The organism is Caballeronia sp. LZ035 (assembly GCF_031451175.1).
GTDB lineage: Bacteria > Pseudomonadota > Gammaproteobacteria > Burkholderiales > Burkholderiaceae > Caballeronia.
In genome coordinates this window covers 488143-505830 of record NZ_JARUXS010000001.1, presented here as the reverse complement: position 1 = coordinate 505830, position 17688 = coordinate 488143, and the positions used below count along the sequence as shown (strand labels likewise).

Below are 17688 nucleotides of genomic sequence, written 5' to 3'. Positions count from 1 at the left end.
GACTACAATCCTAGGCGTGGCAAGGCATCAGGCAAAACGATCTATTTTCACCGCTATGTGAGCCAATTTGACAACGCACCCGGCGACCCTGCATATGGACCTGCGACAGCTTCCCGCGTTGAACGCGTTGCGCGCCTTCGAGGCCGCGGCGCGTCATGAAAGCTTTTCCCGCGCCGCCGACGAGCTTTTCGTCACGCATGGCGCCGTCAGTCATCAGATTCGCGCGCTGGAGTCCGAGCTCGGCGTGCCGCTGTTTGCCCGCGACGGCAAGCGCGTGCGGCTCACGGATCGCGGCCGGCAGTACGCCACGGAGGTGCGCGCGGCGCTGCTCGCGCTGGCGGAATCCACGCGCCGCATCCGTTCCGGCGACCGCGACCGGCGCCTGATCGTGTCGATGCTGTCGTCGTTCGCGGCGCGCTGGCTGACGCCGCGCGTGGGCCGCTTCATCGAGAAGCATCCGGAGATCGACCTCGAACTGCTGTCGACGAACGCGCTCACCGACTTCAACCGCGACGACGTGGATGTGGCGATCCGCTTCGGCTACGGCAAGTACGCGGGCGTTCACACGGAGGAACTGCTGGACGAGGTGTTCTTTCCGGCGTGCTCGCCGAACTTTCGCGGCGGCGACCTGCCGCGCGTGCCGGCCGATCTGGCGAACCTGCCGCTGCTGCGCTCGGACGAGGAACTGTGGCGGCCCTGGTTCGACGCGGCCGGACTGACCGACCTCGCGGAACCGAAACGCGGCGTGCTGTATGAGGATTCGTCGAATTTGCTGCAGGCGGCCATCGACGGCCAGGGCATTGCACTCGTGCGCCGCTCGCTGTCGATGCAGGAGATTCTCGCGGGACGGCTCGTGCGCCTGTTCAACGTGGACGGCCCGAGCCCGTGGAAGTATTTCTTCGTGTGCCCACCCGCGCTGCTCGAGACGGCGCGGGTGCAGGCATTCAGGAACTGGGTGTTCGACGAGGCCGAGCAGTTCAGGCAGCTCTACGAGCGCACGCCCGCCGTCTGCGACGCCCCCGCCGGCACGCTCAAAGCACTATCTTGACCATCGGATGGCCGGTCAGCGCGCGATAGATGTCGTCGAGATGGGCGCGATTCTGCGCCTTCACCGTGCAGGTGAGGCCCGTGTAATTGCCGCCCGACGACGGCCGGGTCTCGACGCGCGAGGCATCGAAGTCCTGGTCGAACTGCTTCAGCACGCCGACGATCGTGTCCTGGAACTCCGGATGCGACTTGCCCATCACCTTGATCGGGAAATCGCACGGGAAGTCGAACAGTTCGTCGGCGCTGTGCGCGGCGGCGTCGGTGGGATCGGTGGCTTGAGGCTTCGAGTCTGGTTTCGTATCGGACATGATGTTCTCCTTCACTTCGCGCGCGGCGCCTCGTCGGCGAATTCGCGCGCCTTGGCCCGCTGATAGGCCTCGTACAACGCAGCATAGACCGGACCGGGACGGCCGTCGCCGACCCGCGCTCCGTCCAGTGTCGTGACCGGCATCACTTCCTTGGTCGCGGAGCTGATCATGATTTCATCGGCGGAACGCAGTTCGGCTTCGCTGATGTCGCGTTCCTCGAAGGCAATTCCGGCATCCTTCGCCAGCGTCTCGATCAGGCTATACCGAATGCCTTCCAGAATGCGCGGCCCGCGTGGCGCGCCCAGCAGCACACCTTGCTTCACGATCCACACGTTCGACGACGAGCCTTCGGTCAGCAGCCCGTCGCGCAACTGGATGGTCTCCAGCGCATCGTGTTCGGCCGCGTGTTGCGCCATCAGCACGTTGCCGAGCAGCGAAGTCGACTTGATGTCGCAATGCAGCCAGCGCTTGTCCTCGGCGGTCACGGCCACGGCGCCTTGCGCGCGTTCCGCCGCGCTCGGGAAGACGAGCTTGCCGAGCATGACGAACACGGTCGGCGTGATGCCCGCCGGAAACGCATGGCCGCGCCGCTTCGCGACGCCGCGTGTCACCTGGATATAGACGAGCGCATCGCCCTCGCCCGGATTCTCGGCAACCGCGCGGTCGATCAAAACACGCCAGCCGGCTTCGTCGAACGGATTGCCGATGCGAATCTTGCCGAGGCTGCGCTCGAGCCGCGCGAGATGCTGCCTCAACCGGAACGGCAGGCGCGGACCTTCGGCCTGCGCGTAGAGCGGCACGACTTCATAGACGCCGTCGCCGAAGATGAAGCCCCGGTCGAGCACGGGAATGCGCGCTTCGGAAAGCGGACCCCATTCGCCGTTCAGATACACCGTGGGATCGAAATCCTCAGACTGGCTCATCGACACCGCTCCTCATTAGTCCCGGCTTTACTTGCGCTTCTGCCACCACAACAGCGCCGAATCCCACAGACGGCCGACCATGCCGGCTTCCGGCACGTCCTGCAGCGCGACCAGCGGGAACTGCGCGACTTCCTTGCCGTCCGCCATCATCTTGACCGAACCGATCTGCTGGCCCTTCTTGATCGGCGCGACGATCAGCTGATCCTGCGTGACGGTCGGCTTGACCTTGTCGCCGAGGCCCTTGGGCACGGTGATGTACTGATCCGTCGTCACACCGGCCTGCACGTTGTTGGCCGAACCCTTGTAGACGCGCGGCGACGCGATCACCTGATCCGCCTTGTACAGGCGCAGCGCGTCATACGCGGTGTAGCCGTAGTTCAGCATCTTCAGGCTGTCCTGCACCCGGTTGTGCTCTTTCGGCTCGCCCATCATCACGGACACCAGACGGCGGCTCGCGTCGGGAACGCCCGTCAGCGGACGCTTCGCCGAGGCGATCAGGCAATAGCCGGCAGCCTTCGTGTGGCCGGTCTTCAGGCCGTCGACCGTCGGATCGATCCACAGCAGGCGGTTGCGGTTCGGCTGCTTGATCTTGTTGTAGGTGAAGTCCTTCACCGAGAAGATGCCGTAGTACTCGGGGAAGTCGCGGATCAGGCGCGCGGACAGCACGGCGAGGTCGCCGGCGGTCGTGTAGTGCTGCGGGTCGGGCATGCCGTTCACGTCGGCATAGTTGGTGTGCGCCATGCCGATGCGCTTCGCCGTGGCGTTCATCAGCTGCACGAAGTTGCTTTCGCTGCCGCCGACCAGTTCCGCCAGCGCGATGGCCGCGTCATTGCCCGACTGCACGATCATGCCGTACACGAGATCGTGCACGGTGACCGGCTTGTTTGCCTCGATGAACATGCGCGACTCGTCGGTCTTCACGCGGCGCACGGCCTCGCTCGGCATGACGGTCTGGTCCATGTTGATCTTCTTCGCCTTGAGCGCGTCGAAGACGAGGTAGGCGGTCATCAGCTTGGTGAGCGAAGCGGGCTCGACACGTTCGTCGGGATTGCCGGACGCGAGCACCTGATTGCTGGTGGCATCGACGAGCACCCACGAGTTCGCCGTCACATCGGGCGGCGGGACTTGCGCGTAGGCGCTCGCCGCAGCCAGCACGGCGGGCAGGACGAGCGCGGCTTTCGTGGCAACGGAGACAGACGGAAGAGACAGGCCGGGAGGGACAAAGCGCATAGGATCGATCGGCGGAAAAAGCAGGCTGCGACGAATGGCGATCGGGGATCGGATGATCGGCGAAGCACGGGTTGAACAGGCAGACCGTCGCTGTTGGTCGGGCTTTTTGCCATCACAGCGGCCATGGCAGCGGCGCTGCGGCAAAAAGCGCTCGTTCGACAGACGGAAGCGAAATCGGTTCTCGGAAGCCGGTGTTCCCGAAGGCCGCGACGCGCGCCGGAAGGCGTCGCACGGCCGGGAACAGCGAAAAAATTCTGCGCCATTATACGCGCGGGCTGCTTGCGTCTTCCTTCGAATCTGCGTGCTTGCCGCGCGTTTTAACGTTTTTCCGAGGCGGCTTCGGCGTTTTTCGAGAGAAGCGAGCGCTGCGCGGCAGGGCGCGCGGGTGCATCGCAGGGAAGGACGATCAACGCCAGGCGTCGACGATCACGCGCTTGAGGATATGCAGCTTGCGATGGAAGAAGTGCTCGCCGCCAGGGATCACGACCACCGGCAGTTCCTGCGGCCGCGCCCAGTCATAGACCGACTGGATGGGCACGGTGTCGTCCACTTCGCCGTGGATCACGAGCGTGCTCTCCGGCACCGGCGCCACTTCCCAGCGGCTCGCCGCCGTGCCGACCAGCACCATGCGCTCGATGGGCTTGCCCGCTTCGAGCAGACGCTTCGCCACATGCGACAGCACGAAGGTGCCGAAGGAAAAGCCCGCGAGCACGATCGGCACGTCCGACTGGCCGGGCTGCGCGCGCATGTGGTCGATCAGCGCGAGCAGATCATCCTGTTCGCCGATGCCGTTGTCATGCTCGCCGCCGGTTTGCCCGACGCCGCGAAAGTTCGAACGGTAGGTGGTGTAGCCGAGTTGCACGAAGGTGCGCGCGAGCGTCTGTGCGACCTTGTTGTCCATGGTGCCGCCGAACAGCGGATGCGGATGGGCGACCAGCGCGATGCCGCGCGGCGACGTGTCCGGCTGGTCGAGCGCGCATTCGATCTTGCCGACCGGCCCGTCGATCAGGAACTTCTCGGTTTGCGCGTTCATGCGGGTTGATCGATCAGCAGGCGTTCGACGATCTTGCCATTGGCCAGATGCGAATCCACGATTTCGTCGATATCGGTTTCATCGACATACGTGTACCACGTGCCCTCCGGATACACGACCACGACGGGGCCGAGTTCGCAGCGGTCGAGGCAGCCCGCCTTGTTGATGCGCACCTGGCCTTCGCCCGCGAGGCCCAGTTTCTTGACGCGCTTCTTGGCATATTCCTGCATGGACTGCGCGTTGCAGTTGGCGCAGCTCGGCCGCGCGGCGCCCGGTTCGCGCTGGTTCAGGCAGAAGAACACGTGATACTTGTAGAAGGAATCCATGAGTCTGGCACGCTGAGAGTATCGGCCGATTATAGCCAGCGATGTTCGTGCCCGCTCCGGGCCGCACTCGGCCAGGCTCAGCGCGCCCGCTGCGCGCGCCGCCGCGCAAGCCACGCGTGCTCCGCCGCCGACGCGAGCCACCCGAGCGCCGCGTACGGCCATACCCACGACAGCCAGTGCGCCAGTCCGTTGAAGTGCACGTAGCGGCCCTGTCGCCAGTCGGCGAGGACGATGTCGAAGTACGGGTTCACCGGCAGCAGGTTCACGAGCGCGAGCGACACCAGCAGCGCCGCCCCCGCAAGCGCCGCGCGCAGGCCGCGCGGCAGCGACACCGAGAGCAGTGCCGCCAGCATCGCGATGGCGACGCCTTCGAGCGCGCCGTCGGTGGCCCAGTCGAAGGTGAGTCCGGCGCGCGATTGCAGGAAGGTCGCGCCCGCCTTCGCGAACAGCGTCAGCGCGACGAGACCCAGCATCAGGCGCATGCGCGGCGCGCGGGTGCGCGTCAGGAGCGTCGCCAGCACGAGCGCGCCGAACAGGCTGCTCGACGTGATGAGCGCCTCCCATGCGTCGTCGGGCAGCAGCGCGCCGAGCCGGTCCGGCCAGCTCTCCACGTCCCAGGCGACGGGCGTCCACGCGAGGATCGCATCCTGCATCGCCGGGTCGAGCGTGTCCCACAGCACGCGCGGCAGATCGCCGCCGCCGAACAGATAGGGCGCCGGGAACATCGCCGCGAACGGCCACAGCGCCGTCAGTCCGATCACATACGCCGCGTCGCGCTCGAACCAGGTGAAGCGGATGCGCCGCAACAAGCCACGATCGAGCAGCGCGCTCGTGGCGGGCGCGACCAGCACGCCGCCGAGCAGCGCGCCGAACGCGTTGGCCGCGAGATCGAGGTTCGAGGCGACGCGCGTCGGCAGATAGGTCTGAATCGCTTCCATCGCGCCCGACAGCAGCGTGCCGCCCGCCAGCGCCGCGCCCACCGCGAGCGTGCCGCGCCAGCGCGGATAGAGCGCAAGCACGATCAACGCGCCGAGCGGCATATAGCCGAGCACGTTGGTGACGACGTCGAAGACCGTCAGGTATTGCGGCAGCGGATCGGTGAGATAAGCGAACGGACTCAGGCCGAGCGAGCGCCAGCCGGTGAACGGATACAGCGAGCCATACACGACGAGCGCCGCATATGCGGCGAGCGCCTGCCGGGAAAACGCCGACGGGCGGCGCTGCCATTGCTTGATCGTCATGAGCCGCCCGGATGCCTCCGTGCAGGGCGGATGAAAGGACAGCAGCGCGTCATCGCGCGGCGGCGAGCGGTTGTGCGGCGAGCCACGCGGAGACCTGCGCGATCACATCGTCCGAGGCGGCCGCCAGCGCCTGTGCGCCGCCCGCCGCATTCGCGCTGCGCGCGGGCACGCTGGCGCTGAAGCTGCGCTGGCCCACCACGCGGCCCTGCTGCGTGAGCGTCGCGCGCACGTCGATGACGCCGCGGCTCTGCTCGGGCGCATCGAAGTCCTGTTCGAAGCGGGTCAGCTCGACTTCGAGCAACGGCGCGGCGCGCACCGGATCGGCGCCCGACAGGATCGGACCGCGCGCCGCGAGCGCATCGCGCAGGCGCTGCGTCAGCAGGCGAGCCGGCGGCATCGTCCAGTGGCTGTCGGAGTAGGTCGCGATACGCTGTGCATCGACGTAACTCAGGCGATAGGCGAACGCGTCCGTTTCGAGATTGCGCGGCGCGGCCACGGCCAGCACCTTGACCGGCGGCAGCGGCAACGCCCCCGCCGACGCATTCTCGACCCGCAACGCGCCCAGGTCATAGCGGGCATTCGGCATCGCGTCCGGCGTCGAGGCGCAGCCTGCCAGCAGCGCGACGCACGCGCACGCGCCAGGAATCAGGCGAGCCCCCCAGGCGGTCTTCATGTCGATGTTTGGCATGTCGTTCTCTCACTCAATGCGCGGGCTGCGCGGGCCACGAGAAACCCGCTTCGCCCGGTCCCGGGGCCTGCTTCGGCGCGCCGAACAGCACGCTGCGCGGATTGGTGCTGAAGGCATCGGCGGCGCGGTCCACCGAACGCGCGGCGGCGCTCACGTCGTCGCTGAACGAATAGAAGCGCGGCAAGGCCTCGAATCCCACTCGCGCCGTCACGAAGCGCAGCGATTCGTTCATGTCGGCAAGCGAAGCGCTGGCGTCCTCGGCGGCCTTGCCCGCCTTGTTCAGATTCGTGACGAGCGGACCGTCCGGGCGATTCAGGTTCTGCACCAGCTGATTGGTCGAGGCGAGCGTCGTGTCGAGCTGCTTGAGCGTCTTGGGCAGTTCCGCCGTCGCCGGCTGCACCTGGCTTGCGAGCGTCGCGATGCCGTCCGCCGCGCCCTGCAGGCTCTTCGTGGTCGCCATCAACTGATTGCGGACGTCATCGGACAGGAACTTGTCGGCGTCTTCGGAAAGGCGCTCGAAGCGCTTCAGAATGACGTCGCCGCGCTGCTGCAACTGCTCGAACAGACCGGGATGCATCGGCACTTCGGCAATGTGCTGCGCCGACGACGCCAGCGGGCTCGTGTCCTTGCCGGTGTCGTCCAGCTGCACGAAGGCGATGCCCGTCACGCCCTGGAAGCCGAGCGTGGCGAAGGTCGAGTGCGTCATCGGCGCGTTCTGGTCGACGAGAATGCGGATGCGGATCTGCCCCGGATGGGCTCGGTCGAAGCTGATCGACTGCACCTTGCCCACGCCCAGCCCGCGATAGCGCACCGAGGCATCCGTGTAGAGGCCGGTCACGTTGGTGCGCGCGATCAGGTCGTACGGCACGCGCACCGTACGGTCCACGTTGAAGAAGAACACGGCGAACGCAATGGCCAGCACGAGGGCGATCGTGAACAGCCCGGTCCAGAACGCATGTGATTTGTTTTCCATCGGCAGGTTCCTTTGACTTCGCGGCGGCGCCGGCTTCGTCCATGCGTGATGCGGCTACTTGTTGACGGTGATCGGCGCGTCCTCGAGCGCCGCCGCGGGCAGCTTCGCGCGGCGCTCCGGCGGCAGCGCCTGCAGCGCGCGGCGCCCGCGCCGCCCGAGAAAATACTCGCGGATGAACGGATGATCCACCGCGCAGGCCTCCTCCACCGGCGCCGCGACGAGCACATGCTTGTCGGCCAGCACGGCGACGCGGGTGGACAGCGCCACCATCGTATCGAGATCGTGCGTGACCAGCACGACGGTCAGGCCCAGCGCGCGATGCAGCGTGGCGATCAAATCGACGAACTCGTCCGAGGCCTTCGGATCCAGGCCGGCCGTGGGTTCGTCGAGAAACAGCAGTTCCGGCTCGAGCGCGATCGCGCGCGCAATGCCCACGCGCTTGACCATGCCGCCCGACAGCGCCGAAGGCATCTTGGTCGCGTGCTTGCACGACAGCCCGACCATCTCCAGCTTGAGCATCACGAATTCGCGGATCAGGTCTTCGGGAATCTTGCCGAGCTCGCGGAACGGCTGCGCGATGTTGTCGTACACCGTCAGCGACGAGAACAGCGCGCCCTGCTGGAACATCATGCCGGAGCGCGTGCGCAGCATCTTGGCGGTGTCCTCGTCCATGCGCGCCCATTCCTCGCCGAGCACATGGATGCTGCCCGAAGTCGGCGCTTCGAGCCCGAGCATCTGCCGCACGAGCGTGGTCTTGCCCGAGCCCGAGCCGCCCAGCAGCGCGACGATCTCGCCGCGCCGCACATCGAGGTCCAGATGTTCGTGAATGACCGTGCGGCCGTAGCGCTTGGTCACGTCGCGCACTTCGATCACCGGCTCCGCGATGACGGGCGGCGGCTGATGGCGGACGGCGGTGGCGAGCGTCGTGGACATGTGCGTCTACAGCCCCACGTTCTGGAACAGGATGGCGAACACGGCGTCGGCGAGGATCACCACGGTGATCGACGACACCACCGACGTGGTCGTGCCTTCGCCGAGACTCTGCGAATTCGCCTTGATGCGGAAGCCGAAATGACACGCGGTCAGCGCAATCAGCATGCCGAACACGACGCCCTTGCCGAGCCCGATCCACAGATTGGCGATCGGCACGACCGAGGGCAGCGAGCGGACGAAAAAATTCATGTCGATGGACAGCACGAGCTTGGCAGCGAGCGCGCCGCCCATCAGCGCGACGATGTTGGTCCACATGACGAGCAGCGGCATCGCGACGCCCAGCGCGATCACGCGCGGCAGCACGAGCCGCAGGCCATGCGGGATGCCCATGACCTGCATGGCGTCGAGCTCCTCGGTGACGCGCATCACGCCGATCTGCGCGGTGATCGCGGAGCCCGAACGGCCGGCGACCAGAATGGCCGAGAGCACCGGCCCGAGTTCGCGGATCACCGAGAGGCCGAGGATATTGACGATGTACTGGTTCGCGCCGAACGCGCGCAGCTGCTGCGCGGAAAGATAGCTCAGCACGATGCCGATCAGGAACGCGACGAGCGCGGTGATCGGCAGCGCCTGGGCGCCGGCGCTATAGATGTTGGCGGAGATTTCGGTCCACGGGATACGGCGCGGACGGCGCACGAGACCGACCAGGTCCAGCATGAAGCCGCCGAACAGCGCGAGGCCGCCGTGGAGGTGGTCGAAGAACGTGAAGATCAGCTGGCCGAGCCGCGTGACGGGATCGATGCGATCGACGGGCTCGGGCTCCTCGCGCTCGGCGTCGAGCAGCGCGACGCGCTCGAAGATTTCACGCTGGGTGTCGGACAGCTCGATGGCGGCGGGCATCTTGCGGCCCCAGATGCGCCAGAGCGCCTGGCCGCCGACGTGATCCAGACGGTCGATGGCCAGCAGGTCCCATTCGCCGATCGCCTCCCGCCCGATGGCCCGCAGCCGCCGCGTGACGCCGCTCTTGGCCCGGTCGCGGGCGAGCGCGAGCGCGGTCCACTGACCCGAGAGCCGGACCACCTTGCCCTGCTGACCGGCTTCCACTCTCAGGCGCGGCGGCGTGTCGAAGTCCAAGGATCGATGGCGCGGTAAGACGCGGTTAAGGGTGAAGGGACATTGTAGCGAAGGTTGGTTTGGGGAAGCGGGATGGGGGTTGCGGGCACGATGGGCGCTGCGCGTGAAACTGGGATTTTTCGGCTTGTCATGCGCTTGAGGCGTCGCGCTATGATGACTTCATCAATTCGAGGGCATATCACATGGACGGAAAACTGGATCCGCGTATTTCCGAATTCGAGTCCTTCGAGGACGCCGAACGCTACCAAAAATGGTTTCGCGAGGAGGTTGAGGCTTCGCTTTCAGACCCTGTACCATCCATTCCCCACGACGAGGTGTTCGCGGAAATGGACGCATTGATCGCCGCACGGCGCAGGGCTCGGCATGCTCGTTGAGTGGAGGCCGCGCGCACGTAGGCAGCTGAAGGAAATCTACGAATACATCGAAGAGCGTGACCCGCCGGCGGCTGAAAGCCTGGTTGAATCGATCAGGGAAAGTGTCATGACCTTGGCTGAGAATCCTTTCATTTATCGCCGTGGACGCGTTCCCAACACACGTGAAATGGTCGTTCACCCGAATTACCTCGTGATTTATCGGGTCAGCGACCGCGTCACCGTGCTGAACGTGCTACATGCCCGAATCCGCTATCCCAGCGAGAACGAAATTTGACTGCCTTTACGAATCAAGTCTCGAACGCTGGGTATGAGGTCCGCGACGCTCTCCTGCAAGGCCGCCGGGAAGCCGGTCTCAATCAAGCGCAGATCGGGGAATGTATGGGCATGACCGGGTGGGCGGTAGCGGGCCTCGAAAGCTTGCTCGTCAGCGAAACACATTCGCTTTCCATCGCCACCCTCCGAAAGTACGCGGCGGCCTGCGGCAAGACACTGCACATCGCTTTCGTATAAGCGTTCACAGGCGTGGCGTCGCTCGGCGCACGGCTACAATAGCCAGCATGAACCCGACTCCCTTCGCCCCTGACGCGCCGTGGCGCATCGACCTCACACGGCTTGCGACGCTCGCCGAGCGTCCCGCCCGCGACTGGACCATCGATATCGTCGACGAAACCGGCTCGACGAACGCCGACCTGATGACGCAACTGCGCGCCCTGCCGCGCGACAGCACACCGGCGCCCTGCGCGCGCGTCGCGTATTCGCAGACCGCCGGACGCGGGCGGCGCGGCCGTGCGTGGCTCGCCGAACCGGGTAACGCACTGCTGATGTCGGTGGGCTGCGTGCTGAAGCGGCCGGTCGAAGGGCTTTCCGGGTTGAGTCTCGCGATCGGCACCGCCGTGCTCGACGCGCTTTCGCGCCTGCCGCTCTCACCGTCCGCGCGGCCTGCGCTGAAGTGGCCCAACGACGTCCTGCTCGACGACGGCAAGCTCGCGGGCATCCTGATCGAAACCGCGTGGAACACGCCCGGCGCCACGGCCGTCGTGATCGGCATCGGCGTGAACCTGCACGGCGCCGAACAACTCGCCACACAGGTCGAAGATGCGAACCGGTCGTCTTCGGCGTCCGCATCGTCGTCCACGCCCGGCGCCGCGCCGGCGGCCCTCGCGCGCGCATGGCCCGACGCGAACCTGACCGAGACGCTCGCGGCCCTGCTCAACGCGCTCGACACCGCGCTGCCGCGCTTCGAGGCCGAAGGCTTCCGGCCGTTCCGGCAACGCTGGCTCGACGCGCACGCCTGGGCCGGCCGCGAAGTCGCGCTGCTCGACCAGGGTCTGGAAGTGACGCGCGGCATTGCATCGGGCGTCGACGAACGCGGCCAGTTGCTGATCGACGCGCCCGAAGGTCCGCGCACCGTCACGACCGGCGAACTCACGCTGCGGCTCGCGAGGGAGCGTCCGTGAGCGATGCGCCGGTCCTGCTGATCGATGCCGGCAACAGTCGCATCAAGTGGTCGCTCGTCGGGTCGGACGGCGCGCCGCTCGCCACCGGCGCATTCGAGCACGCGCATCATTCCACCGCCGCCGATGACGCCGCGCTCGACGCCTGGTCCGCGCTCGCCGCGCCATCGGGTGTCTGGATTTCCAACGTCGCCGGCGTGCCGGTGCAGAACCGCATCCAGCGCCTGATCGACGCGCGCTGGCCCACCGTTCCGCGCACCGTCGTCAAGGCGCAGGCCGAGCAATGCGGCGTGCGCAACGGCTACACCGAACCATCGCGGCTCGGCAGCGACCGCTGGTGCGGCCTGATCGCCGCGAGAGCCGCCTATCCGGGCGAGCATTTGCTGGTTGCGACCTTCGGCACCGCGACGACGCTCGAAGCCCTGCGCGCCGACGGCCTGTTCACCGGCGGGCTGATCGCGCCGGGCTGGTCACTGATGATGGAATCGCTCGGCAGCCACACGGCGCAATTGCCCACACTCGATGCCGCTGCCGCACGCGCCGCGCTGGACCGGACCCGCAGCCAGTTCGCCACGGACACGGCGGCCGCGCTTTCGTCCGGCTGCCGGCTGGCGCAGGCGAGCCTGATCGAACGTGCCTGGCGCGACCTGAAAGCAGACTGGCACGCCGAAGTGCGCCTCGTGCTCGGCGGCGGCGCGGCGCACGAAATCGCGGACGCGCTCGACGTGCCCTGCACGCACCACGACTCACTCGTGCTGTCCGGTCTCGCGCTCATCGCGCGCGACGCCGCTGCACCCCATTCATCCTGATTCGCTGATTCGACGGACGGAGCCCACGAATGCTGCGCTGGCTGATCGCCTTACTGATACTCGCCAACTTGCTGATGTTCGCGGTGGCGCGCGGCATGGTCGGGCCGCTGCCTGCCGCGGGCGCGCGCGAGCCGCATCACCTGTTGCAGCAGGTGCATCCCGAGGCGCTGAACACGCGCCCGATCCATCCGGAAGAAGCGTTCGACCAGCCGCGCGTGGGCGGTCCGGCGCCGGCGGCCAATGTGCAGTCCACACCGCTTGGACAATGACGCGGGGGCGCGTCAGGACTGCGCGCGCACCTTCCTGAGCAGCGCGGTGGTCGAGCGGTCGTGTTCGAACTCGATGGCAAGCGCCTTGCCGCCCCAGCCGCGCACGAGTGCCGCTTCGGCGAGCTTGTCCATGTCGTAGTCGCCGCCTTTCACGAGCACATCCGGGCGCAGCGCGCCGATCAATTCGAGCGGCGTCGATTCACCGAACTTCACGACCCAGTCCACGCTTTCCAGCGCGGCGAGCAAGGCCATGCGGTCGTCCTCGTGATTGATCGGACGATCGTCGCCCTTGCCGAGCGTGCGCACCGACGCATCGCTGTTCACCCCGACGATGAGCGTTGCACCGAGCGCCTTGGCATCGGCGAGATAGGTCACATGACCGCGATGCAGGATGTCGAACACGCCGTTGGTGAACACGACGGGACCGGTCAACCCTGGGCGCAGCGCGGCGAGCGCGTCGCGCGTGATGATCTTGCGTTCAAAGATGGCGGACATGACGGGACTCGTTGCGGGTTTCTGAAAGCGCGCATTGTGCCACGGCCGCTCCAGGGCGGATGACGTGGCGATCCAGGTGCGCGACACATAAGCAAACGGCCCGCCGACATGTGCCGGCGGGCCGTTTCCGAATCACTGCGCGATGCGCGCGTAACTGATCAATCAGGCAGGCTGTTCAGCCGCTCCGCCAGCCGTTCCGGCCTGCAGTCGCTGCACCACTTCCTTGCGATAGCGATTCAATTCCTGCGCCGTCGCGAACGAACGCTCGAACAGAATGGACAGATTGTGCAGGATGCGTTCGACGACCTTGCGCTCCCAGCTGTCGTCGAAGCGGATCTGGTCGTCCAGCCAGCGTTCGAGCCATTCCGGATCGGGCAGGCGGGATTGCACGGTATCGCGCGGAAACAGCGCCTGATTGACGTGCAGGTTCGTGGGGTGCAGCGGCTTTTCGGTGCGACGCGCCGACGCCATCAGCACGCCGATCTTCGCAAACGCGGCGCGCGCCGTGTCGCCCGCGTTCGTGAGCGCCTTCTTCATGTAGCGCAGATACGCGCCGCCATGCCGCGCTTCGTCGCGCGAGATGGTTTCGTAAATATGCTTGATGACCGGCTCGGTATGCCATTCGGCCGCGCGGCGATACCAGTGGTTGAGGCGAATTTCGCCGCAGAAATGGAGCATCAGCGTCTCCAGCGGCGGCGCGGGATCGAACTCGAAGCGCACGGCGTGCAATTCTTCTTCGCTCGGCACGAATTCGGGCTTGAAGCGGCGCAGATATTCCATCAGCACCAGCGAATGCTTCTGTTCCTCGAAGAACCACACACTCATGAACGCGGAAAAGTCGCTGTCATTGTGGTTGTCGCGCAGGAACATCTCGGTTGCGGGAAGCGCGGACCATTCGGTGATCGCGTTCATCTTGATGGTCTTGGCCTGCTCGTCGGTCAGCAGGGACGCATCGAACCGGTCCCATGGAATGTCCTTCTCCATGTCCCAACGGACGGATTCCAGCGATTTATACAATTCCGGATAAAGCATGGTGTTCATAGTCCACCCTTGATGCGACTTATGCGACGTTATATCTGTAATGACCGTCGGTTCTCGCTTGCCGAAATCCAGGCCCGCGAACGACGAAGCTTTCAATTTTACGCGGGATTCGGTCGGCCGAAGACAAAAAGCGACAACGAAGCGCCTCGATCTGCGCTGCGGCAACGCGTCGCGTCCCGCCTGAAACACTGCACTTCCCCGTGCAGATGTCCCGTGTCGTACGTCTTGTTCTACCGTGGGTGAGGAGCGAAACCTGTGCCTGAGGTATGGTCAAGTGGCGCTGAGCCTGCCGCCAACGTGCCGGCGACGCAGTATGGCGTATCCATGTGACAGTTCACGTGACGCTGACTGGATACGCCTGCACTCGCTTGAATCGTGCTGGCCCACACTCCGCGGACCTGTCAGTCCGCCCGGTGCCGGGCCTGCATCGCGTGCAAACGCTCGCCTGAACGAGCGTCATTGATCATAGCATGGCCGACTCACGCCATTCGGCGACCACTTCGTCGATCGGCGTAAGCCCGGCCACGTGTTGCACGTCGTCGTGAATCTTGCGGCGCAGCGCGGGACTGCTGCCGCCCGCCCAGATGCGCACCTGCGGCGGCAACAGCTTGCGCAAGTCGTTCAGGCCATTGACAACGGACTGCGCCGGCATCACCGCCGTGAACGACAGCGCGACGATATCCACGTCGTGCGCCGTGACCGCGGCCGCAATGTCGTGCAACGGCGTCTGCAAACCCAGCTGGACGCACTCGCATTCGGAGAGCACGAACATCGCCTCGGCCATCAGGATGCCGAGGCCATGCCCTTCGCCTGAAAGCGTCGTGAGCAGCACGCGTGGACGGCTGCCGCGCCCGCGCGTGGCGTCGGCCAGCGGACGCATCAGATTGCGCAGCGTGGTCTGGATGGATTCGCTGAACAGATGTTCATGGAACACCTGCAAGGTCCCGGCGGCCCACGCATTGCCGACGCGCGCGGACAACGGCGCCACGACATCCAGTACGAAACGTTCCAGGCCGTCGCGCGTGGCACGCTTGAGCAGGCCAAAGCGAAAGTCGTCGTATTTGCTGGCGCGCAGCAGCGAAATCAGATGATCGAGTTCAACGTCCGGCGCATCCTGGCCGATGCCCGAGCTTTCGGCGAGGTGCTGCAACGTATCGATCGACTGGCCGAGCACCTTGCTCGGACGATGCCCCGCGTCGAGCAGACGCTTGACGAGCCGCAGCTTGGTGACCTGCTCCTGCGGATAGAGCCGCTCGCCGCCCGGCGAACGCATGGGCCGCGGAAAGCCGTAGCGACGCTCCCAGACACGCAGCGTGTCCTTGGTCAGACCAATCTCCTGCGCGATCGCGCCAATGCCGATACCGACGCCCGCGGCAGTCGCAGCGGGCCGTGGCATGGGCTCGGGAAGGCCGGCGCCATCCGGAAGCGGCTTCGAAATGAGTTCTTGTTGTGGCGAAGTTGTCATGGACAAATTTAATGAAACAACTCTGGTCGTGTCGAAATGGCTTACCTTTTCGACCAACAACATGGACAAAGTTCAGCACCGTCTACTTTTCATCATAGACAGAATTTGAGCGATTGGGTGCGTCGAAGCGCCCTGCCGCCCGTTTTCGATACGGAGGAGCGAGGCGTTCGGATGCGTGGAGAAACGCGAATTGTTCGACGGGATGAATGGCGGGCGGGTCTTGCCGGCGATCCGGAAGCGCCGGAAGCTGAAACGGCGACGCAGGCTGCGTCGCCGTTTCATCGGATCAATTGTCCACCACAGGATTTCAGGCGGGCTTCTTCCTGGGCGGCGTTTTCCGCGCGGGCGCCTTTTTCGCCCCTGCGGCCGAAGACGCGGGTTCAGCGTCGGCCGCCGCTTGCGTGCCCGGCTCCGCTGCCGGTGGTTCGCCCGCGCCCGCCGCGCCGGTCGGCGGCGTCATCCCAGGCTGCAGCATCGCCAGATGCGCAAGCTGGTTGAATTGCGATTGCAGGACGTTCCACCAGCCCGACGGATCAAAGCCAGGCGGCGGCGCAGCCGTTTCCCTGTCCTGGGCCTCTTCTTCATCGGCGGGAGCCTGGGGTGCGGCCGCTTCCTGCGTCCGCGCTTCGGCTTTCGCGGCGGACACCCCGCCCATCGGCCAGCCGGAGGCAGCACTGCGCGACTGCTCCGCCGCCTGCTGTGCGCTCTCGACCGAGGTCTGCGCATACGCGCCGAACGCACGCAGGGTGGCAAGCGTCGCGCGCTGCACTTCAAGCGCCTGAATCGCCGACTGCAACATGTTGAGATTGAGCTTCAGCCATTGCTCGACAGCGCGCATGTCGGTCACGCGCTTGTCGAGTTCCTCGATATTCGTGAGGGGCGCGAGCATGTCCGACATCATCGAAAGAGACGGTCCCACGCCCTGCCCGCCGCCCGGCATCGCGGCGGCAAACGGATTCAGACGCATCAGTTCCCACATCTTGCCCATCATGTCCGCCTGACCGAATCCGGGAAAACCGGGAATCGTGTAGGGCGGCGTTCCGCCAGGGTGATCGGTCATTCGACTCTCCTTGTATTGCGTGTGTGTTCGCACTCAACGCGCAGGCTCAGAACGGCGCGCCGCCGGGAAAGTCCGGCGCGCGCCGCTCGCGCAGCGAGCGCATGCCTTCGTGCACATCGGGTCCGGCGAAGCCCATGAATTCAAGCGCAAGCGACGTATCGAAGGTTGGGCCCGCCGAGCGCAGCCAGTTGTTGAGCGCGTACTTGGTCCAGCGGATCGCGGTCTGCGAGCCCTGCGCCAGCCGGTTCGCCACTTCGATCGCCTTCGGCATCAGTTCGCTCTCGTCCACGGCGAGCGACACCAGCCCGATGCGCTCCGCTTCCTCGCCGCTCACCGGCTCGCACAGCAGCAGATAGTACTTGGCCTTCGCCATGCCGCACAGCAGCGGCCAGACGATTGCAGCGTGATCGCCGGCCGCGACGCCCAGGCGCGTGTGCCCGTCGATGATGCGCGCCGACTTCGCCGCGATCGAGATATCCGCCAGCAATCCCGCCACCAGCCCCGCGCCGACCGCCGGGCCGTGCATCGCGGAGACGATCGGCTTGCCGCAGTTGATCACGTTGTACACGAGATCGCGCGCCTCGCGCCAGACGCGCGCGCGCACGTCGAAGTCGTTCGCCATCTCCTCGACGAGTCCGAGGTCGCCGCCCGCCGAGAAGCCCTTGCCTTCGCCGCGGATCAGCGCGACGCGCGTCTCCGGATCGCGATCGATGTCGCGCCAGATGTCCGCGAGTTCGCGATGCATGTTGGCGTCGGCGGTGGACAGGCCGCTCTTGTTCGCGCCCGCGCCGGGCATCACCACTTCGAGCACGCCGTGCGGATGGCGGCGCAGTTCGAGCGATCGATAGCCCGAGTACATGGAGAGGTCGCTCATGATCCTGTCAG

21 protein-coding genes are annotated in these 17688 nt (G+C 66.0%); 6 read left to right on the top strand and 15 right to left on the bottom strand.

The genetic code is table 11. The features are described from left to right. The first annotated feature begins 94 nt into the window (after nt 1-94). Nucleotides 95-1048: a transcriptional regulator GcvA gene (locus QCE88_RS02425; protein ID WP_309898873.1), complete on the top strand. Its 954-nt coding sequence runs from the start codon at nt 95-97 to the stop codon at nt 1046-1048. Here the strand turns inward: QCE88_RS02425 and QCE88_RS02420 are convergent. The 10 genes from QCE88_RS02420 to QCE88_RS02375 form a co-directional block, all read right to left on the bottom strand. Further along, complete coding sequence (locus QCE88_RS02420; protein ID WP_309898872.1) at nt 1032-1355, bottom strand: DUF493 family protein; 324 nt, start codon at nt 1353-1355, stop codon at nt 1032-1034. The genes QCE88_RS02425 and QCE88_RS02420 overlap by 17 nt on opposite strands. 11 nt (nt 1356-1366) lie before the next feature. After that, a complete protein-coding gene (locus tag QCE88_RS02415; RefSeq protein WP_309898870.1) occupies nt 1367-2278 on the bottom strand; it encodes a D-amino acid aminotransferase in 912 nt (303 codons plus the stop codon). 27 nt (nt 2279-2305) lie between these two features. Further along, a complete protein-coding gene (locus tag QCE88_RS02410) occupies nt 2306-3508 on the bottom strand; it encodes a D-alanyl-D-alanine carboxypeptidase family protein (RefSeq protein WP_309898868.1) in 1203 nt (400 codons plus the stop codon). Between the two features lie 406 nt (nt 3509-3914). Continuing rightward, nucleotides 3915-4541, bottom strand: coding sequence for an alpha/beta hydrolase (locus QCE88_RS02405; RefSeq protein WP_309898866.1), 627 nt, complete (start codon nt 4539-4541; stop codon nt 3915-3917). Beyond that, nucleotides 4538-4867 carry a (2Fe-2S) ferredoxin domain-containing protein gene (locus QCE88_RS02400; protein WP_309830177.1) on the bottom strand — a complete coding sequence of 110 codons (330 nt, stop codon included), beginning with the start codon at nt 4865-4867 and terminating at the stop codon, nt 4538-4540. Before QCE88_RS02400 ends, QCE88_RS02405 begins: the two co-directional genes overlap by 4 nt. A gap of 77 nt (nt 4868-4944) precedes the next feature. Further along, on the bottom strand, nt 4945-6108 hold the full coding sequence (locus tag QCE88_RS02395) for a VanZ family protein (RefSeq protein ID WP_309898865.1): 1164 nt from the start codon (nt 6106-6108) through the stop codon (nt 4945-4947). Nucleotides 6109-6157: 49 nt separating this feature from the next. Further along, entirely contained in the window at nt 6158-6796 is a 639-nt protein-coding gene (locus QCE88_RS02390) for an ABC-type transport auxiliary lipoprotein family protein (protein ID WP_309898863.1), read from the bottom strand. A gap of 13 nt (nt 6797-6809) precedes the next feature. After that, entirely contained in the window at nt 6810-7769 is a 960-nt protein-coding gene (locus tag QCE88_RS02385; RefSeq protein ID WP_309898861.1) for an MlaD family protein, read from the bottom strand. Between the two features lie 54 nt (nt 7770-7823). Then, nucleotides 7824-8702 (bottom strand): ATP-binding cassette domain-containing protein, encoded by an 879-nt coding sequence (locus tag QCE88_RS02380; protein WP_309898859.1) that lies wholly within the window; start codon nt 8700-8702, stop codon nt 7824-7826. A gap of 6 nt (nt 8703-8708) precedes the next feature. Beyond that, the gene (locus tag QCE88_RS02375) at nt 8709-9836 is read right to left on the bottom strand and encodes an ABC transporter permease (protein ID WP_309898857.1); all 1128 of its coding nucleotides are present in this window, start codon (nt 9834-9836) and stop codon (nt 8709-8711) included. A gap of 182 nt (nt 9837-10018) precedes the next feature. On the opposite strand from QCE88_RS02375, the gene QCE88_RS02370 reads away from it, so the two are divergent. The 5 genes from QCE88_RS02370 (at nt 10019) to QCE88_RS02345 (ending at nt 12742) form a co-directional block, all read left to right on the top strand. Next, a complete protein-coding gene (locus QCE88_RS02370) occupies nt 10019-10210 on the top strand; it encodes an antitoxin (protein ID WP_309898855.1) in 192 nt (63 codons plus the stop codon). Further along, a complete protein-coding gene (locus QCE88_RS02365) occupies nt 10200-10484 on the top strand; it encodes a type II toxin-antitoxin system RelE/ParE family toxin (protein ID WP_309898853.1) in 285 nt (94 codons plus the stop codon). The genes QCE88_RS02370 and QCE88_RS02365 overlap by 11 nt, the downstream gene beginning before the upstream one ends. A gap of 283 nt (nt 10485-10767) precedes the next feature. Beyond that, nucleotides 10768-11667, top strand: a complete 900-nt coding sequence (locus tag QCE88_RS02355) for a biotin--[acetyl-CoA-carboxylase] ligase (RefSeq protein WP_309898852.1) — start codon at nt 10768-10770, stop codon at nt 11665-11667. Then, on the top strand, nt 11664-12473 hold the full coding sequence (locus QCE88_RS02350; protein ID WP_309898850.1) for a type III pantothenate kinase: 810 nt from the start codon (nt 11664-11666) through the stop codon (nt 12471-12473). Before QCE88_RS02355 ends, QCE88_RS02350 begins: the two co-directional genes overlap by 4 nt. A 29-nt stretch (nt 12474-12502) precedes the next feature. After that, nucleotides 12503-12742 carry a hypothetical protein gene (locus QCE88_RS02345; RefSeq protein WP_309898848.1) on the top strand — a complete coding sequence of 80 codons (240 nt, stop codon included), beginning with the start codon at nt 12503-12505 and terminating at the stop codon, nt 12740-12742. Nucleotides 12743-12754: 12 nt separating this feature from the next. Here the strand turns inward: QCE88_RS02345 and rfaE2 are convergent, their stop codons facing one another. The 5 genes from rfaE2 to QCE88_RS02320 all read right to left on the bottom strand — a co-directional run bounded on the left by rfaE2 (nt 12755) and on the right by QCE88_RS02320 (nt 17677). Continuing rightward, nucleotides 12755-13237: a D-glycero-beta-D-manno-heptose 1-phosphate adenylyltransferase gene (gene rfaE2, locus QCE88_RS02340; RefSeq protein WP_309898846.1), complete on the bottom strand. Its 483-nt coding sequence runs from the start codon at nt 13235-13237 to the stop codon at nt 12755-12757. Nucleotides 13238-13399: 162 nt separating this feature from the next. Continuing rightward, on the bottom strand, nt 13400-14278 hold the full coding sequence (locus QCE88_RS02335) for a ferritin-like domain-containing protein (protein ID WP_309898844.1): 879 nt from the start codon (nt 14276-14278) through the stop codon (nt 13400-13402). A gap of 463 nt (nt 14279-14741) precedes the next feature. Then, the gene (locus QCE88_RS02330) at nt 14742-15674 is read right to left on the bottom strand and encodes a MerR family transcriptional regulator (protein WP_309898843.1); all 933 of its coding nucleotides are present in this window, start codon (nt 15672-15674) and stop codon (nt 14742-14744) included. Between the two features lie 376 nt (nt 15675-16050). Continuing rightward, nucleotides 16051-16803, bottom strand: a complete 753-nt coding sequence (locus tag QCE88_RS02325) for a PhaM family polyhydroxyalkanoate granule multifunctional regulatory protein (RefSeq protein WP_309898841.1) — start codon at nt 16801-16803, stop codon at nt 16051-16053. Nucleotides 16804-16849: 46 nt separating this feature from the next. After that, on the bottom strand, nt 16850-17677 hold the full coding sequence (locus QCE88_RS02320; protein ID WP_309898839.1) for an enoyl-CoA hydratase/isomerase family protein: 828 nt from the start codon (nt 17675-17677) through the stop codon (nt 16850-16852). Nucleotides 17678-17688 lie beyond the last annotated feature (11 nt).

What these genes read in the sequence shown, in the direction of transcription:
- QCE88_RS02425 (WP_309898873.1), top strand. Translation starts at nt 95, where the DNA reads ATGGACCTGCGACAGCTTCCCGCGTTGAACGCGTTGCGCGCCTTCGAG.
- QCE88_RS02420 (WP_309898872.1), bottom strand. Translation starts at nt 1,355, where the DNA reads ATGTCCGATACGAAACCAGACTCGAAGCCTCAAGCCACCGATCCCACC.
- QCE88_RS02415 (WP_309898870.1), bottom strand. Translation starts at nt 2,278, where the DNA reads ATGAGCCAGTCTGAGGATTTCGATCCCACGGTGTATCTGAACGGCGAA.
- QCE88_RS02410 (WP_309898868.1), bottom strand. Translation starts at nt 3,508, where the DNA reads ATGCGCTTTGTCCCTCCCGGCCTGTCTCTTCCGTCTGTCTCCGTTGCC.
- QCE88_RS02405 (WP_309898866.1), bottom strand. Translation starts at nt 4,541, where the DNA reads ATGAACGCGCAAACCGAGAAGTTCCTGATCGACGGGCCGGTCGGCAAG.
- QCE88_RS02400 (WP_309830177.1), bottom strand. Translation starts at nt 4,867, where the DNA reads ATGGATTCCTTCTACAAGTATCACGTGTTCTTCTGCCTGAACCAGCGC.
- QCE88_RS02395 (WP_309898865.1), bottom strand. Translation starts at nt 6,108, where the DNA reads ATGACGATCAAGCAATGGCAGCGCCGCCCGTCGGCGTTTTCCCGGCAG.
- QCE88_RS02390 (WP_309898863.1), bottom strand. Translation starts at nt 6,796, where the DNA reads ATGCCAAACATCGACATGAAGACCGCCTGGGGGGCTCGCCTGATTCCT.
- QCE88_RS02385 (WP_309898861.1), bottom strand. Translation starts at nt 7,769, where the DNA reads ATGGAAAACAAATCACATGCGTTCTGGACCGGGCTGTTCACGATCGCC.
- QCE88_RS02380 (WP_309898859.1), bottom strand. Translation starts at nt 8,702, where the DNA reads ATGTCCACGACGCTCGCCACCGCCGTCCGCCATCAGCCGCCGCCCGTC.
- QCE88_RS02370 (WP_309898855.1), top strand. Translation starts at nt 10,019, where the DNA reads ATGGACGGAAAACTGGATCCGCGTATTTCCGAATTCGAGTCCTTCGAG.
- QCE88_RS02365 (WP_309898853.1), top strand. Translation starts at nt 10,200, where the DNA reads ATGCTCGTTGAGTGGAGGCCGCGCGCACGTAGGCAGCTGAAGGAAATC.
- QCE88_RS02355 (WP_309898852.1), top strand. Translation starts at nt 10,768, where the DNA reads ATGAACCCGACTCCCTTCGCCCCTGACGCGCCGTGGCGCATCGACCTC.
- QCE88_RS02345 (WP_309898848.1), top strand. Translation starts at nt 12,503, where the DNA reads ATGCTGCGCTGGCTGATCGCCTTACTGATACTCGCCAACTTGCTGATG.
- rfaE2 (WP_309898846.1), bottom strand. Translation starts at nt 13,237, where the DNA reads ATGTCCGCCATCTTTGAACGCAAGATCATCACGCGCGACGCGCTCGCC.
- QCE88_RS02335 (WP_309898844.1), bottom strand. Translation starts at nt 14,278, where the DNA reads ATGAACACCATGCTTTATCCGGAATTGTATAAATCGCTGGAATCCGTC.
- QCE88_RS02330 (WP_309898843.1), bottom strand. Translation starts at nt 15,674, where the DNA reads ATGCCACGGCCCGCTGCGACTGCCGCGGGCGTCGGTATCGGCATTGGC.
- QCE88_RS02325 (WP_309898841.1), bottom strand. Translation starts at nt 16,803, where the DNA reads ATGACCGATCACCCTGGCGGAACGCCGCCCTACACGATTCCCGGTTTT.
- QCE88_RS02320 (WP_309898839.1), bottom strand. Translation starts at nt 17,677, where the DNA reads ATGAGCGACCTCTCCATGTACTCGGGCTATCGATCGCTCGAACTGCGC.